Genomic DNA, 14,211 nt, shown 5'->3' with positions numbered 1-14,211 from the left:
TCGTAGGCGAGCCGGTCGAGCAGTTCGGCAAAGCGGTTCACGATGTCGCCTCGCCGTCGGGCTTGGCCTCGCCTTCGCCGAAGCGGCGCTTGGCCTCGACCTCGGCCTTCCGCTTGGCCTCTTCCTCGTGGCGGTGTCGCTCGTCCTCAGCCTTGCGGCGGACCTCGGCGGCCTCGCGCTCGGCCTTCTCGGCAGCTTCGCGGACGGCACGGCGCTTGGCTTCCTCTTCGGCCTGGCGGCGCTCCTCGATATCGCGCTGCCGCGCATCGGCGAGCGCGCTGGCCCGCGCGGAACGCTCGTCTTCGGTCAGGGTCGGCAGCACCACGCCGGAGCGGGTGTTGCGCTGCTGCTGGCCGGCAGGCGGCCCGGAGGGGCGGCCCATCGGCGGCCGGGGCGCGGGCGGCGCGGGCTTTGCAACCACGGGTTCCGGCGCATGCGTCTCGCCCGGGCCATCGCCGCCGATGCGGCGCTTGCCCCGTTTCTCGACCACGACCTGCTTGGTCCGGCCGTGGCTGAAGCTCTGGCGCACGGTGCCCGTCTCGACGCGCGGCTTCAGCGACAACGTCTTGCTCGGGACACTCAGAGTTTTGTCGCCAGGGGTCTTGGTATCAACCATTCAGCAGTCCTAATCTCGTTTCGCTGTGCGTTTGCCGCACAAATCCTTCAATGCGTCGTTCTTCTGCTGAGCATGATCCGGTCGGAAAGACGGCGTCCGCCTTCCCGGATCACGCTCTGGAATTTCTGGCCGCTTCGGCGGTCTTGTCGTCGTCGGCCATCCGGTATCGGACCAGCATCTGGCAGCGCGACAGGAACGTCTTGCTCGCTGGGCCCGCGAGCAGCGCAGCATGTATCACATTTGACCGCCCAAGTGCCAAATCCAATTCTTCCGACGTCAAAACATTGACGACGGCGATTACCGGCGATTCACCACGTTTTTCGCCCCTTTGCCGGAGGATCGCGTCCAATTTGCGGATTCCGTCCGCAGCGCCGTCGGAAGCGTGGATCAGGGCTGCAGTTTCGTTCCGGTTGAGTGCGTCCTCGACCTTGCCGAAGCCCGCGACCACCTGGCCGGCCTTGGCGGCCATCGCCAGGGCCTCGGTGAGGCTGCGCACCAGGAGTGCATCGGTATCGGTGGGAAGGGTCGGCGCGACGCGGACGTCGCGCTTGAATCCCTTGCTAAATTGGTGACGACGGACGGCTTCCGCAACACTCCGCCGCGACGCCGAAATCCATAGCCCGCGGCCGGGCAGCTTGCGCTTGAGATCCGGGATCACCTCGCCGGTGGGCGAGACGACGAACCGGATCAGCTCGTCGATCGGACGCACCTCGCGGCTGACCGCGCACATCCGCGTGGTCGCGGACTTCTGCGTCCGCGGCCCATCGTCGAGATCGGGGTCAGCCTGAGCGAGCATCCGTGCGCCATCTCCTTACGACGCCGCTGTTTCTGCTTCGGCGGCGTCGGCCTCCTCGGCAGGCTTGGCGAGGTCGGCCTCGGTGATCCAGCCGGCCTTGAGGCGGGCCTGCATGATCATCGCCTCGGCCTCGTCGCGCGAGATCTCGATGCCGTCGAGGAACCCGGCATGCTTGGTCGGCTCGCTGCCTTCCTTGCGCTCGGTCCAGCCGACCAGATCGTCGGTGGCGCAGCCGGCGAGGTCTTCGACGGTCTTCACGTCGTTTTCGCCGAGCTTCACCAGCATCTTGCCGGTGATGCCGGGGACGTCCTTCATGGCGTCCTCGACCCCGAGTTCCTTGCGCTTGGCCTCCAGTTCGGCTTCCAGTTGCTCCAGATACTCGCGCGCGCGGGTCTGCAACTCGGTGGCGGTCTCCTCGTCGAAGCCCTCGATGCCGGCGAGCTCCTTGACGTCGACCATCGCAAGTTCCTCGACCGAGGTGAATCCTTCCGAGGCGAGCAGCTGGCCGACCACTTCGTCGACATTGAGCGCTTCCATGAACACCCGGGTCGAGTTCTCGAAATCGGCCTGCCGCCGCTCGGACTCTTCCTGCTCGGTCAGGATGTCGATGTCCCAGCCGGTGAGCTGCGAGGCGAGGCGGACGTTCTGGCCGCGGCGGCCGATCGCCAGCGAGAGCTGGTTGTTGGTGTCGGGGACCACGACCTCGATGCGCTCGCGGTCTTCGTCGATCACGACCTTGGCGACTTCAGCCGGCGCCAGTGCGTTGACGACGAAGGTCGCGATGTCGGGCGACCACGGGATGATGTCGATCTTCTCGCCCTGCAGCTCGTTGACCACGGCCTGCACGCGCGAGCCGCGCATGCCGACGCAGGCGCCGACCGGGTCGACCGAGGAATCGCGCGAGATCACGCCGATCTTGGCGCGCGAGCCCGGATCGCGGGCGACCGCCTTGATCTCGACGATGCCGTCGTAGATCTCGGGCACTTCCTGCGCGAACAGCTTCGCCATGAACTGCGGATGGGTGCGGGACAGGAAGATCTGCGGGCCGCGGGTCTCGCGGCGGACGTCGAAAATATAGGCGCGGACACGGTCGCCGTTGCGGAACACCTCGCGCGGCAGCATCTCGTCGCGGCGCACGATGGCCTCGCCGCGGCCGAGGTCGACGATCACGCTGCCATATTCGACGCGCTTGACGATGCCGTTGACGATGTCGCCGATGCGGTCCTTGAATTCCTGGTACTGCCGGTCACGCTCGGCCTCGCGCACCTTCTGCACGATGACCTGCTTGGCGGACTGCGCGGCGATACGGCCATATTCCAGCGGCGGCAGCGTATCGGCGATGGTGTCGCCGACCTGGGCGCCCGGATTGGCGCGCTGCGCGTCGAACAGCGAAATCTGGTTGGAGGAGTTCTCGACGACATCGACCACCAGCATGTGGCGGGTCAGCCGCAGCTCGCCCTTCTTGGCGTCGATCTCGGCATGGACGTCGGTCTCGCTGCCATAGCGGGCGCGGGCGGCCTTGGCGATGGCGTCTTCCATCGCCGCGATCACGATGGAGCGGTCGATCGACTTTTCGCGCGCAACTGCGTCTGCGATCTGCAGCAGTTCGAGTTTGTTGGCGCTGACTGCCATGGCTTAGTCTCCTTCGAATGGATCGATCTCGCCACGGCGCGCGCGCTCGGCGGCCAGGCGGTGCTTCTTGGTGTTGGTCGGCGCCGGCTTCGCGCCGAGCTTGTGATCGGGTTTGGGTTTCGGCTTCTGACTCTTCGCCGGATCGCTGTTCCTGGCGTGGGCCGGCTGCTGCGGCGCGAGGCCGAGCTCGCGGCGCATCTCGCGCTCGGCGGCCTTGCCGCGGCGCATCGATTCCTCGATCAATTCGTCGGTCAGCACCAGCCGGGCGTCCGAAATGTCTTCCATCACCAGCAGGACCTCGGCGTCCTCGGTCGGGCGCGGATCGTCGCGCCTGAGGCGCACCGTATCGCCCTCGACGCCGGCGAGCAGGCCGCGGAACCGCTTGCGGCCCTGATGCGCCACCGCCATCTCGACCTTGACCAGATGCCCGGTGTAGCGCTCGAAGTCGGAGCGGCGCACCAGCGGGCGGTCGATGCCGGGCGAGGAAATCTCCAGCCGGTAGGCGCGCTCGATCGGATCGGCGACATCCAGCACCGGCGACAGCGCGCGCGAGATCGCCTCGCAATCCTCGAGCTGCATCGAGCCGTCGGGCCGTTCCGCCATGATCTGCACGGTGCAGCCGGCGTCGCCCGAGACCTTGATGCGCACCAGGCGGTAGCCCATGCCCTGCAGCACCGGGACTGCGACCGCGGCCACGCGCGCCGCGACCCCTGGCTCGACGACGAGCCGCGGCTCGGCGAGCAGTTCGGTGTCCACGGACGTGGCGGTCGGATCGGTCATATCCAGTGTCAAAGGCTGTCTGAGGTCTAAAGCTGGTCTGAGGTCTGTTGTGTTGTTCTGGAGGCCTTAAGGGGCCGCTAACGCTACCCAAACTGGACCCGGCCCTGCCGGGTTTCGTCAGGTAATAAAAAAGAGCGGGTCCCGGGGGGCCCACTCTCCTACGCGATCGTATGAGATACCATAAGTTGCGCTGGATATAGCCCTTTTGCCGGGGTCCGGCAAGGCCTCCAGGCCGTGCGCAGGGCGATTTTGCGGCTCCCGATGCGCAGCTTTGACCTAACCCTCCGTTTACGAACCGGACCATAGATTGTCGAAAATCGGCAGAAGTGGCCGGTTTGGACAGGCTCATGACGACAGCCCCCGTGCTGATCCCGGAACTCGACGATATTGTTCGCAGCGGCGACCCCAAGCGCCGGGCCGACGCCGCGCGTCGGCTCGGCGAGTTGTTCCTGCAGGGTGCCGCGAGCTTTCGCCCCGACCATATCGACCTGTTCGACGGGGTGCTGACCAGCCTGGTGCCGCATGCCGAGCTCGATGCACGGATCGATCTCGCCGAACGGCTGGCGCCGCTCGCCAACGCGCCGCGGCATCTGGTGGGGAAACTCGCCCGCGAGGACGATGTCGCGATCGCGGGACCGCTGCTGCGCCGATCGCCCGTCATCGACGACCAGGTGCTGGTCGAGATCGCCAATGCCAAGGGCCAGGGCCATTTGCTTGCGATGGCCGAGCGATCAAGGCTCTCGACCGCGCTGACCGACGTCATCGTTCGTCGCGGTGATCGCGATGTGGTTCGATGTGCGGCCGGCAATGCCGGTGCCGCGTTCTCGGACGATTCGTTTGCAAATCTGGTGCGGCGCGCCAGCCAGGACGGCGTGCTGACCTTGAAGATCGGCCGCCGCGACGATCTGCCGCCGGAGCATCTGAAGAGCCTGTTGGCCGGCTCGATCGACGTGATCCGCCGCCGCCTGTTCGACGTCGCCAAGCCGGACCGGCAGGCCGAGATCAAGCTGGCGATGAACGAGATCGAAGGCGTCATCGCGCAAGTCGAGGGCCGCGACTTCGCCGCCGCGCAGCGCGCGATCCTGGCGCTGCATCGCGCCGGCGAGCTGAACGAGGCAGCGGTGCTCGGCTTCGCCAAGGCGTTCAAATACGAGGAATCGGTGGCGGCACTTGCCGCGATGACCGGTGTGAAGATCGTCACGCTCGATCGCCTGATCGCCGGCGATCGTTACGATCCGATCCTGATCGCCAGCAAGACGATCGGTTTCGAATGGCCGACCGTGCGTGCCTTGATCATGATGCGGCTCGGGCCCAACCGCGTGCCGTCGCCGGCCGATATCGAAGGCGCGCGCGTCAACTTCGTCCGCCTGATGCCGTCGACCGCGCAACGCGTCGTGGATTTCTGGAAGTCGCGATAGTCGGCGGAGGCTAATCATTCCGTCATCCTGAGCAGCGCGTAGCGCGTCTCGAAGGATGCACGGCCCGGCCGGTGGCCGTCGACCCTTCGAGACGCGCGTTCCGCGCTCCTCAGGGTGACGGAGATGTAAAAAGACCTGCCAAACTCAAATCGGCCCGCTATGCTTTCCGCAAGGCGCGACACAGCGCCAAGGGAGAGATCGCCATGCTGACGGACGCCGACATCCAATCGCACGCCGCGCGGATCCGCGACGACGGATACACCGTGATCGAGCGCGCCGCCTCGCCCGAACTGGTCGAGGGACTGAAGGCGGCAGTCGAGCGGATCGAGCGCGAGCACGATCTCGGCCTTGCCCGGACGTCGTTCGAGGGCTTCAAGACGCTGCGCATCAACAATCTGCTGACTTATGACGATCTGTTCTGGGAAGTTCCGCTGCACGACAACGTGCTGCCGGTGGTCGAACGCGTGCTGGATCGGGAATGCCTGCTGTCGTCGTTCTGCTCGCTGGTGCTCGGCCCCGGCCAGGAGGCGCAGCCGATCCACGAAGACACCCAGTTGATACCGCTGCCGCGGCCGCACATCCCGATCACGATCAACGCGATCTGGGCGCTGTCCGATTTCCGCGCCGACAATGGCGCGACGCGGATCATACCGGCGAGCCACAAATTCGATTCGTCGCCGGAATATGGCAAGGAGTATCAGGCCGTCACCGCGACCATGCCGGCCGGCAGCGTGATGTTGTTCGACAGCGCGCTGTGGCATGGCGGTGGCGCCAACACCAGCGATGCCAGACGCTTTGCCTTCTCCTGCGCCTATTGCTGGGGCTGGATGCGGCAGCAGGAGAACCTGCAACTCGGCATTCCACGCGAGACCGCGGCGCGCTTCCCGCGCCGCCTACAGGAATTGTGCGGCTACAGCGTCTACAAGGGCCAGTTCGGCCACATCGACAATCACGATCCGATCGAGCTGCTCGGTCGCGAGCGCGGCAAGCGCATGGTGTGGGAGGCGACCGACGTCCGCAAGGCGCGGATGGCGGGGCAGGGATAGCAGCTTTCGTCATTCCGGGGCTCGCGGAGCGGGAGCCCCGGAATCCATTTCTCCTTCGACGCATGTGGCCTGATGGTTTCCGGGCTCGTGCTTCGCACGCCCCGGAATGACGACGTCAGGGCAAGCGCTTGAACCTCAGATACGCCGCCTTGCGCCCTTCGCGCTCGGCCTTGGCGCCGTAGCGCGTCATGGTGTAGTTCGGCCATGGCTCGCGCCAGTCGATCGCGCGCTCGGCGAGCCAGGCGAAGTCGGGCGAGCGCATCAGATGCGCCAGCGTCCAGGCGCAGTAATCGTCGATGTCGCTGACGAAGCGGAATTCGCCGCCCGGCGGCAGCAATCGCGTCATCGCCGCGACCGTCGCGTCCTGCACGAAGCGACGCTTCCAGTGTCGCCGCTTCGGCCAGGGATCGGGATGGATCAGGTCGATGCGCGTCAGCGAGCGGGCCGGCGCCCAGGCCAAGAGCTCGGCCGCGTCGCCTGCGAACAGGCGGATGTTGCCGATATTCTGCGCCTCGATCTGGGTCAGGATCTTCGCCATCCCGTTGACATAAGGCTCGCAGCCGATGAAGCCCGTCGCCGGAAAGGCCTGCGCTTCCGCGATCAAATGCTCGCCGCCACCGAAGCCGATTTCGAGCCTGACGTTTTCGATGCCGTCGTCAAACAATTCGGTCAACGCCTCCGGCGCGGGCATCGAGATGTCGACCGAAAGATGCGGCAGCAGGGTGTCGATCAGGTCGGCCTGATGCGGGCGCAGCTTGTGGCCCTTGCGCCGCCCGAAGAACGAACCGCGTGAATGGGCCGTCGCGCCATCATCAGGTGCGTCGCGATCATCGGTGTCGGCTGGAGCGGATATCATCGCAGCGTTTGATAGAGGCGGTGGAGCAGTCGCGCGCGCGGCTCGATCGACGAGATGTAGAGCTGCTCGTAGTGGGTGTGCGCACCCTTGCCATCGACGCCGAGGCCGTCGAGGGTCGCGGTATGCGGCGCGGTGAAATTGCCGTCGGAGCCACCACCGGTGAACACGTCCAGCAGCTCGAAGCCGAGCTCGGCGGCAAGCTCCTTGGCGTGTTCGTAGAGCGCGGCGCCGGCGTTGCCCTTCTCATAGGGCGGCCGGTTCAATTCGCCCGTGACTTTCACGGTGACGCCGTCGGTGCGCGAGGTGATGCCGAGGATCTTCGGCACCAGCTCGTCGGCGTCGGCCATGGTCGGCACGCGCATGTCGACTTCCGCATAGGCCTCTTCGGCGATCACATTCGGCTTGGTGCCGCCGCGGACCACGCCGACATTGACGGTGACGCCGCGCTTGAGGTCGTTCATTCCCTCCAGGGTCTGGATCACGTTGCCGAGTTCCCGGATCGCGCTGCGACCGTCTTCGGGTCGCGTGCCGGCATGTGCGGGCGCGCCCTTGATGTGGACGTCGAAGCGCGCAACGCCCTTGCGGCCGGTGACGATCTTGCCGCCGTCGCGCGCGGGCTCGGTCACCAGCACGTATTTCGCCTTGCGACCTTCGGCCTCGATCAGCGCGCGCGAAGTCGGGCTGCCGATCTCCTCGTCCGAAACATACATCTGGGTGATGCCGAGCGGCGGCCGCGCGTCATCGGCGCAGATCTGCCGGAACGCATGATAGGCGAGATAGGCGCCGCCCTTCATGTCGTAGATGCCCGGGCCGAACGCGCTGTCGCCTTCGATCCTGAATGGTAACCGTTCGATGAATCCCATCGGATGAACTGTATCGAGATGGCTCAGCACCAGGATGCCCGGCGCGGCCTGCCCCCAGGACGAGCGGGCGACGAGATGATCGCCGCAGCCGTCGCGTCCAGCGATTCGCTCCACCGTCGCCGGCAGGTCGCGATACTCGGCGGCGACGAGATCGGCCAGTTTGTTGACCTGATCCGGCCGCTCCGTCGGAGACTCGATCTCGACCCAGCGGCGAATGCCGTCGAGGATCGCCGCAGTTTCAAACGGGTTGCTGGACATCATGTTGTTGCCGCCTGTGGATTTGTTTTATCACTCAGCGCACGCACCAGATCATCATCCGGAAACGCACGCTGCGGTTTCGCGGAAAGATCATGCGCAAACAAGGCGCTAAAGCGCGGCAAGGCATCAGCCTCAACTGGTCGCGCTCCAGCCTGTGCCGGAATGGCATATTCCAGATTTGACGATCTCTCAAACGGATATGGCGCGCGATCACGCCTGTTCGGAGGCCTCGCGTGCCGCGATCTGCTCGACCAGTTCGACGATGCTGCGGCGGAGTTTGGCGTCCGCGATGCGTGTGAAGGCGCGGGTCAGGGCCAGGCCTTCGGCAGTTGCCAGAAAATCGGAGACGTAGGTCGGCGAGGAGCCCTCGCTGAAGCCGTCGGCGGTTTTGACGCCGCTTGGGCCACCGTCGAACAGGAAGGACACCGGCACCTGCAGGATCTCGGAGATCTGCTGTAGCCGGCTGGCGCCGACACGGTTGGTGCCCTTCTCGTATTTCTGCACTTGCTGGAACGTCAGGCCTAACGCCTCGCCCAGTTTTTCCTGGCTCATGCCGAGCATGATGCGTCGCATACGGACGCGGCTGCCGACATATTTGTCAACAGGATTGGGCGCTTTGGTGGACATCTCCAACTCTCCTAAGGGATTGCGCGCCCGTGGCTGAGGCAAGTTGGAAGTGGAGTATGCCTCAGGCGCCGGTGCCGTCAAATCCTGCAAGGAGGATCGGGACGAAATGCGGACAATTTGCGCAAAGGGGCTGACGGGACTTGTGATTTCGCGTGGAGCCGTACAATGCGAAGCGCACGGTCGATCTGTCAACTGGTGGAATCGCACTGAGGCGAATTTCGACGTTTTTTCGGGTTCGGCGACAACCGGCGATATACAGGATCAGGCTTTTCGCCTGACAAAACGTCTCCGCAATACGATTGCGAGGGCAACTAACACAATTACAGCGGCGGGGATGTTCCCGACACGCGCGTAGATCGTCGGCGGCAGCGCTGCCGGCAGGCCGGCATCGAGCACGCCCTCGATTCCGAGTCCGAGTCGTGCGACGATTCGCCCGAGCGGGTCGATGACCGCCGAGACGCCCGTATTTGCGGCGCGCACCAGCGGCAGGCCTTCTTCGATCGAGCGCAGCCGGGCCTGTTGCAGATGCTGATAGGGGCCGGTCGAGATTCCGAACCAGCCGTCATTGGTGACGTTGATGATCCAGCCGGGACGGTCGTCGCGGCTCACCACATTGCCGGGAAAGATCGCCTCATAGCAGATCAAGGGCAATGCGCGCGGTGCATTCGGAATATCGAGCGTGCGGCGGATCGTGCCGGGAATGAAGCCGCCCTGCACCTTGGTGAGCTGCACGAAGCCGAGCTTCTCCATCCAGTCCTGGAACGGCAGATATTCTCCAAATGGGACAAGGTGCAGCTTGTCGTAGACCGCGAGCACGCTGCCGTCATGGTCGATCACGTAGATGGAATTATAGGCGCGCGTGACGCGCACATTGGGCGGCAGATCGGGCGCGCGCACCGAGCCGGTGATCAGCACGGTTCCTTTCGGCAGCAGCGCGGCGATCTGCGCCATCGCATCGGCTTCGCGCGTCAGGAAGAACGGAAACGCGGATTCCGGCCAGATCAGGATGGTTGAGTCGCTCACACCGGTGGAGTGCGGTCCCGAGGCCCGATCCGACAATGTGAGATATTTCTGCATCACCGCCGCCTTGGCGGAGTAGTTGAACTTGGCGTCCTGTTGCAGATCGGGCTGCATGATGCGCAGCTTGACGCCATCGACCATCCTGGTCGGCGCCTGCGACAGGCGGACCGCGCCAAACGCCAGCATCGCCGCCAGAACCAGCACCGCGGTCACCGGTGCGCGCCATGGCTTGCGGCCGCGCGATGCGCCGTCGATCAGCACGGCCGGGCTTGCGAAGATCGCAACCGCCAAGAACGTCATGCCCCATAGCCCGATCAGCGATGCAGTTTGTGCCAACGCCAGCGGTTCGGTCAGCGCGTAGCCGAACGCGTTCCACGGGAAACCGCTCAAGAGATGGCCGCGCAGCCATTCTGAAATCGTGAGGCTGACCGCAAGCGCCAGCACGCGCGAGGCGTCGCGCGGCCAGATCAGCCGCGCCAGCGCGAAGCCGAAGGCAGTGAACAATGCGAGATAGGCGGGCAGGCCGAGCACCGCGAACGGCGTCAGCCAGGCGAAGGTGTCGGCATCGACGAAGAAGGCGTAGCCGATCCAGTACAGTCCCGGCACGAAATAGCCGAGGCCGAACCAGAAGCCGGACATCGCCGCCGCGGGCACGCCGCGCCAGCGCCCGGCCGCAGCGCCGTCGATCAGCCAGACCGCGATGGAGAAGGTGAGGAACAGCACCGGCCAGGCGTTGAACGGCGCCATCGCCAGCGAAGACAATGCGCCGGCCGCGAGCGCGAGCACCGCGCGCTTCCATCCCCAGGTCAGGATGACGGCAAGGCCGATCGATCGGAGCTTGTCGGAGAGCTTCACTGCGGACCGGCTCCTTCGCCGGGCGGCGGTGAATTGTCATTGGCCTGCGGGTTGCCGGAGTCCGGCGTCTGCTCACGGCGCCGTTCGCGTTCCTTGCGCGGCGCCGGGCGCTCCTTGCGCGCGGTGATCCGCACGCGCTTGACCCGCCGCGGATCGGCGTCGAGCACCTCAACCTCGTAATTCCCGGGGCCCGAAATCACCTCGCCGCGCACCGGCAGGCGGCCGACGAACGACACGAGGTAGCCGCCCAGCGTCTCGACCTCCTCGCCGGCGTCGCCGATCACGAAATCATCGCCGATCACCGAACGGACATCGTCGAGGCTGGCGCGGGCGTCGGCGAGAAAGGAGTTGTCCGCCTGCCGAACGATCGACGGCGGTTCGTCGGAATCATGCTCGTCGTCGATCTCGCCGACGATCTGCTCGACGATATCCTCGATCGACACCAGCCCGTCGGTGCCGCCATATTCGTCGACCACCAGCGCGAGATGGATGCGCGAGGCCTGCATCTGCGCCAACAGGTCGATCGCGCGCATCGACGGCGGGATGTAGAGCAGCTTGCGGATGATGTTGGCGTCCGCCAGCGGCAGCGCGAGATCGACGCTGCGCAGGTCGAGGCCGGCGGGAAAAGGCTTCTTGCGCTTGGTCTTGGTCGCGTCGGTGACGCGCGCCTTCGCGGTCATGAAGGCGAGCAGGTCGCGGATGTGCACCATGCCCTCGGGATCGTCGAGGGTTTCGTTGTAGACGACGAGCCGCGAATGCGCCGCGCTCTCGAACAGGCTCATCAATTCGCCGAGCGGAATGTCGCGCTTGACCGCGACGATGTCGGCGCGGTGAATCATGACGTCGGCGATCCGCCGCTCGTTGAGCGACAGGATGTTGCGCAGCATGGTGCGTTCGATCGCCGAGAAGCCGACGTCGTCGGGCGTCGAGGCGTCGAGCACCACCTGCAAATCGTCGCGCACCGAGCCGGCCTTCCAGCCGAACAATGTGCGGATCGCGCGCACCAGCCAGCCCTCGGCCGCCGGGCGCTGCACCTCGCCGTCATGCACCACGGCAGGCAGGTTGCTCACGTTGCGCGGGTTGTCATGGGTCGGTTCGGAATCCGGCATGTCAGGCGATCCGATCCGCATAGGGGTCGGGAATGCCGAGGGAGGACAGGATCTCGCGCTCGAGGTTTTCCATGTCCTCGGCATCGTCGTCATTCTCGTGGTCATAGCCGATCAGATGCAGGAAGCCGTGCACCGCAAGATGGCTCAAATGATGGTCGAACGGTTTCTGTTCGTCATCGGCCTCCCGCCGCGTCGTCTCGTAGGCGATCGCGATGTCGCCGAGCATGCGCGGGGCATCGTCGAGTCCGCCGGGGCCTTCCGGTTGCAGCGCCGGAAACGACAGCACGTTGGTCGGCTTGTCGATGCTGCGCCAATTGGCGTTGAGGGTGCGGATGCCGGCGTCGTCGGTCAGCATCACCGCAAGCTCGGCGCCGGCGACATCGGCGTCGGCGATTTCGGCGGCAGCCTCGATGGCGCGATGAATCACCGCGTCGGCATTGGGCTCGGCCTGCCAGCATTCGGCGGTGACGAGAACCTCGGTTGCAGGAAAAGCTGACACCTTCGTTTCAAAATCTGCGTTATGGCCGGAACCCGCATCGCGCGGGCTCGCGGCCGAAGCTATTGGGCTCAAGATCTGGCCTTTGCCGGCTTTTGCGGCAATCCCTCATAGGCGGCCACGATGCGCGCCACCAGCTCATGGCGGATGACGTCCTCGGCCTTGAAGTGCACCTGCGCGATGCCCTCGACGCCGTCGAGCAGCTTGACGGCTTCAGCGAGGCCCGAGGCCTGGCCGTGCGGCAGGTCGACCTGCGAGGGATCGCCGGTGACGATCATCCGGCTGTTCTCGCCGAGACGCGTCAGGAACATCTTCATCTGCATCGACGTGGTGTTCTGTGCCTCGTCGAGGATGATGGCCGCATTGGTCAGGGTACGGCCGCGCATGAAGGCGAGCGGCGCGATCTCGATCTCGTTGCCTTGCAGCGCGCGCTCGACGACCCGGGCATCCATCAGATCGTACAGCGCATCGTAGATCGGGCGCAGATACGGATCGACTTTCTCCTTGAGGTCGCCGGGCAGGAAGCCGAGCCGCTCGCCGGCCTCGACCGCCGGCCGCGTCAGGATGATGCGATCGACTTCCTTGCGCTCGAACAGCTGCGCCGCATGGGCGACCGCAAGCCAGGTCTTGCCGGTGCCGGCCGGGCCGATGCCGAACACCAGCTCGTGCCGCTTCAGCGCGCGGATGTAGGAATCCTGCGCCGCGGTGCGGGCGCGCACCGGACGCTTGCGCAGGTTGATGGTCTCGAAGGTCGGCTTCGCGGTCTTGTTGTCGAACTCGAACAGCGAGCCTTGCGCGATCACGGCGCGGATCGCGCCTTCGACTTCGCCCTGATCGAGATCGTGGCCTTCGACGGCCTGCGCATAGAGCGTCTCGAGCACGCGCCGCGCGGCGTCGCAGCCGTCGCGGGAGCCCGCGATGGTGAGATGATTGCCGCGCGAATCGACCACGACGCCGAGCCGCCGCTCGATCAGCGCCAGATTCTGTCCGTAGGGGCCGACCAGCGCGGATGCGGCGCGGTTGTCGTCGAAATCGATGACGACCTGAGTTTCAGGAGGCCGGGTCTCAGGTGGCATTTGCATGTCGCGGTCTGGTTTGCGGCTGGGAGCGAGCGAAGGCGAATCCGATGCGCTTTTGGGCAAGGATTTCAGGCTCCAATGGTCTGCGAAATGAGGCCGGGCGCTGCCGGCGTCGCCAGCTCGCCGATCAGGCTGTAGCGTTCGAGGCTGTCGATCCGCACGGAGCGGACCTGGCCGATGATGTCGGGCGAAGCCATGACATGCGCTGGCTGAAGATAGGCGGTGCGGCCGACGATCTGGCCGGGATTGCGCGCGGCGCGCTCGAACAGCACTTCCACCGTCGTGCCGATCGCAGCCCGGTTGAAGGCCGATTGCTGGCTGTCGATCAGTTCCTGAAGCCGCCCCAAGCGCTCGTCCATCTCTGCCGCTGACACCGTCTCCCGCATCTCCGCCGCCGGCGTGCCTGGCCGTGGCGAATATTTGAACGAATACGCCGCAGCGTACCCGATTTGCGTGACAAGCGCGAGAGTGGCGGAAAATTCTTCGCTCGTCTCCCCGGGAAAGCCCACGATAAAATCCGATGAAAAAGCAATGTCTTGCCGCGCAGCGCGAAACCGGTCGATGACCCGCCGGTAGTCATCGGCGGTATGCTTGCGGTTCATGGCGGCGAGAATCCGGTCCGATCCCGATTGCACCGGCAGGTGCACGAACGGCATCAGCTCGGGCAAATCGCGATGCGCCGCGATCAGGTCGTCGTCGACGTCGCGCGGATGGCTGGTCGAATAGCGCAGCCGCATCACGCCGGGAATCTCCGCGAGCC

General features: G+C 65.5%; 13 protein-coding genes and 1 pseudogene. 2 read left to right on the top strand and 12 right to left on the bottom strand.

What is annotated here, in order from left to right:
• Positions 1 to 67: 67 nt before the first annotated feature.
• From B2W55_RS17765 to rimP, 4 genes and pseudogenes are all read right to left on the bottom strand, one after another.
• Positions 68 to 616 (bottom strand): annotated as a pseudogene (locus tag B2W55_RS17765) (translation initiation factor IF-2 associated domain-containing protein); the annotation flags it as partial.
• 109 nt (positions 617 to 725) lie between these two features.
• Positions 726 to 1,412 carry an RNA-binding protein gene (locus B2W55_RS17760; protein ID WP_024584602.1) on the bottom strand — a complete coding sequence of 229 codons (687 nt, stop codon included), beginning with the start codon at positions 1,410 to 1,412 and terminating at the stop codon, positions 726 to 728.
• 15 nt (positions 1,413 to 1,427) lie between these two features.
• A complete protein-coding gene (nusA, locus tag B2W55_RS17755; protein ID WP_024584601.1) occupies positions 1,428 to 3,044 on the bottom strand; it encodes a transcription termination factor NusA in 1,617 nt (538 codons plus the stop codon).
• Positions 3,045 to 3,047: 3 nt separating this feature from the next.
• Positions 3,048 to 3,824: a ribosome maturation factor RimP gene (rimP, locus tag B2W55_RS17750; RefSeq protein WP_024584600.1), complete on the bottom strand. Its 777-nt coding sequence runs from the start codon at positions 3,822 to 3,824 to the stop codon at positions 3,048 to 3,050.
• 347 nt (positions 3,825 to 4,171) lie between these two features.
• Between rimP and B2W55_RS17745 the strand changes: the two genes are divergently transcribed.
• Both B2W55_RS17745 and B2W55_RS17740 read left to right on the top strand, forming a co-directional pair.
• Positions 4,172 to 5,242 carry a DUF2336 domain-containing protein gene (locus B2W55_RS17745; protein ID WP_024584599.1) on the top strand — a complete coding sequence of 357 codons (1,071 nt, stop codon included), beginning with the start codon at positions 4,172 to 4,174 and terminating at the stop codon, positions 5,240 to 5,242.
• A 203-nt stretch (positions 5,243 to 5,445) separates the two neighbouring features.
• A complete protein-coding gene (locus B2W55_RS17740; RefSeq protein ID WP_024584598.1) occupies positions 5,446 to 6,288 on the top strand; it encodes a phytanoyl-CoA dioxygenase family protein in 843 nt (280 codons plus the stop codon).
• A 115-nt stretch (positions 6,289 to 6,403) separates the two neighbouring features.
• Here the strand turns inward: B2W55_RS17740 and B2W55_RS17735 are convergent, their stop codons facing one another.
• The 8 genes from B2W55_RS17735 to B2W55_RS17700 form a co-directional block, all read right to left on the bottom strand.
• Complete coding sequence (locus tag B2W55_RS17735) at positions 6,404 to 7,144, bottom strand: tRNA (guanine(46)-N(7))-methyltransferase TrmB (protein WP_024584597.1); 741 nt, start codon at positions 7,142 to 7,144, stop codon at positions 6,404 to 6,406.
• A complete protein-coding gene (locus B2W55_RS17730) occupies positions 7,141 to 8,268 on the bottom strand; it encodes a M20 family metallopeptidase (RefSeq protein ID WP_024584596.1) in 1,128 nt (375 codons plus the stop codon). The genes B2W55_RS17735 and B2W55_RS17730 overlap by 4 nt, the downstream gene beginning before the upstream one ends.
• Positions 8,269 to 8,475: 207 nt before the next feature.
• A complete protein-coding gene (locus tag B2W55_RS17725) occupies positions 8,476 to 8,892 on the bottom strand; it encodes a helix-turn-helix domain-containing protein (protein ID WP_024584595.1) in 417 nt (138 codons plus the stop codon).
• A gap of 261 nt (positions 8,893 to 9,153) precedes the next feature.
• The gene (gene lnt, locus B2W55_RS17720; RefSeq protein ID WP_024584594.1) at positions 9,154 to 10,767 is read right to left on the bottom strand and encodes an apolipoprotein N-acyltransferase; all 1,614 of its coding nucleotides are present in this window, start codon (positions 10,765 to 10,767) and stop codon (positions 9,154 to 9,156) included.
• A complete protein-coding gene (locus tag B2W55_RS17715) occupies positions 10,764 to 11,876 on the bottom strand; it encodes a hemolysin family protein (RefSeq protein ID WP_024584593.1) in 1,113 nt (370 codons plus the stop codon). The genes lnt and B2W55_RS17715 overlap by 4 nt, the downstream gene beginning before the upstream one ends.
• A gap of 1 nt (position 11,877) precedes the next feature.
• A complete protein-coding gene (gene ybeY, locus B2W55_RS17710; RefSeq protein WP_024584592.1) occupies positions 11,878 to 12,375 on the bottom strand; it encodes an rRNA maturation RNase YbeY in 498 nt (165 codons plus the stop codon).
• 68 nt (positions 12,376 to 12,443) lie between these two features.
• Positions 12,444 to 13,514, bottom strand: coding sequence for a PhoH family protein (locus tag B2W55_RS17705; RefSeq protein WP_080890898.1), 1,071 nt, complete (start codon positions 13,512 to 13,514; stop codon positions 12,444 to 12,446).
• A gap of 5 nt (positions 13,515 to 13,519) precedes the next feature.
• A partial coding sequence (locus B2W55_RS17700) for a radical SAM protein (protein ID WP_291532261.1) occupies positions 13,520 to 14,211 on the bottom strand: 692 nt, incomplete at its 5' end.

Origin of the sequence: Bradyrhizobium sp. UBA2491 (assembly GCF_002341725.1) — a bacterium.
Lineage (GTDB): Bacteria > Pseudomonadota > Alphaproteobacteria > Rhizobiales > Xanthobacteraceae > Bradyrhizobium.
Note: the sequence above shows the minus strand (reverse complement) of the source record. Positions and strands in the feature narration are given on the sequence as shown.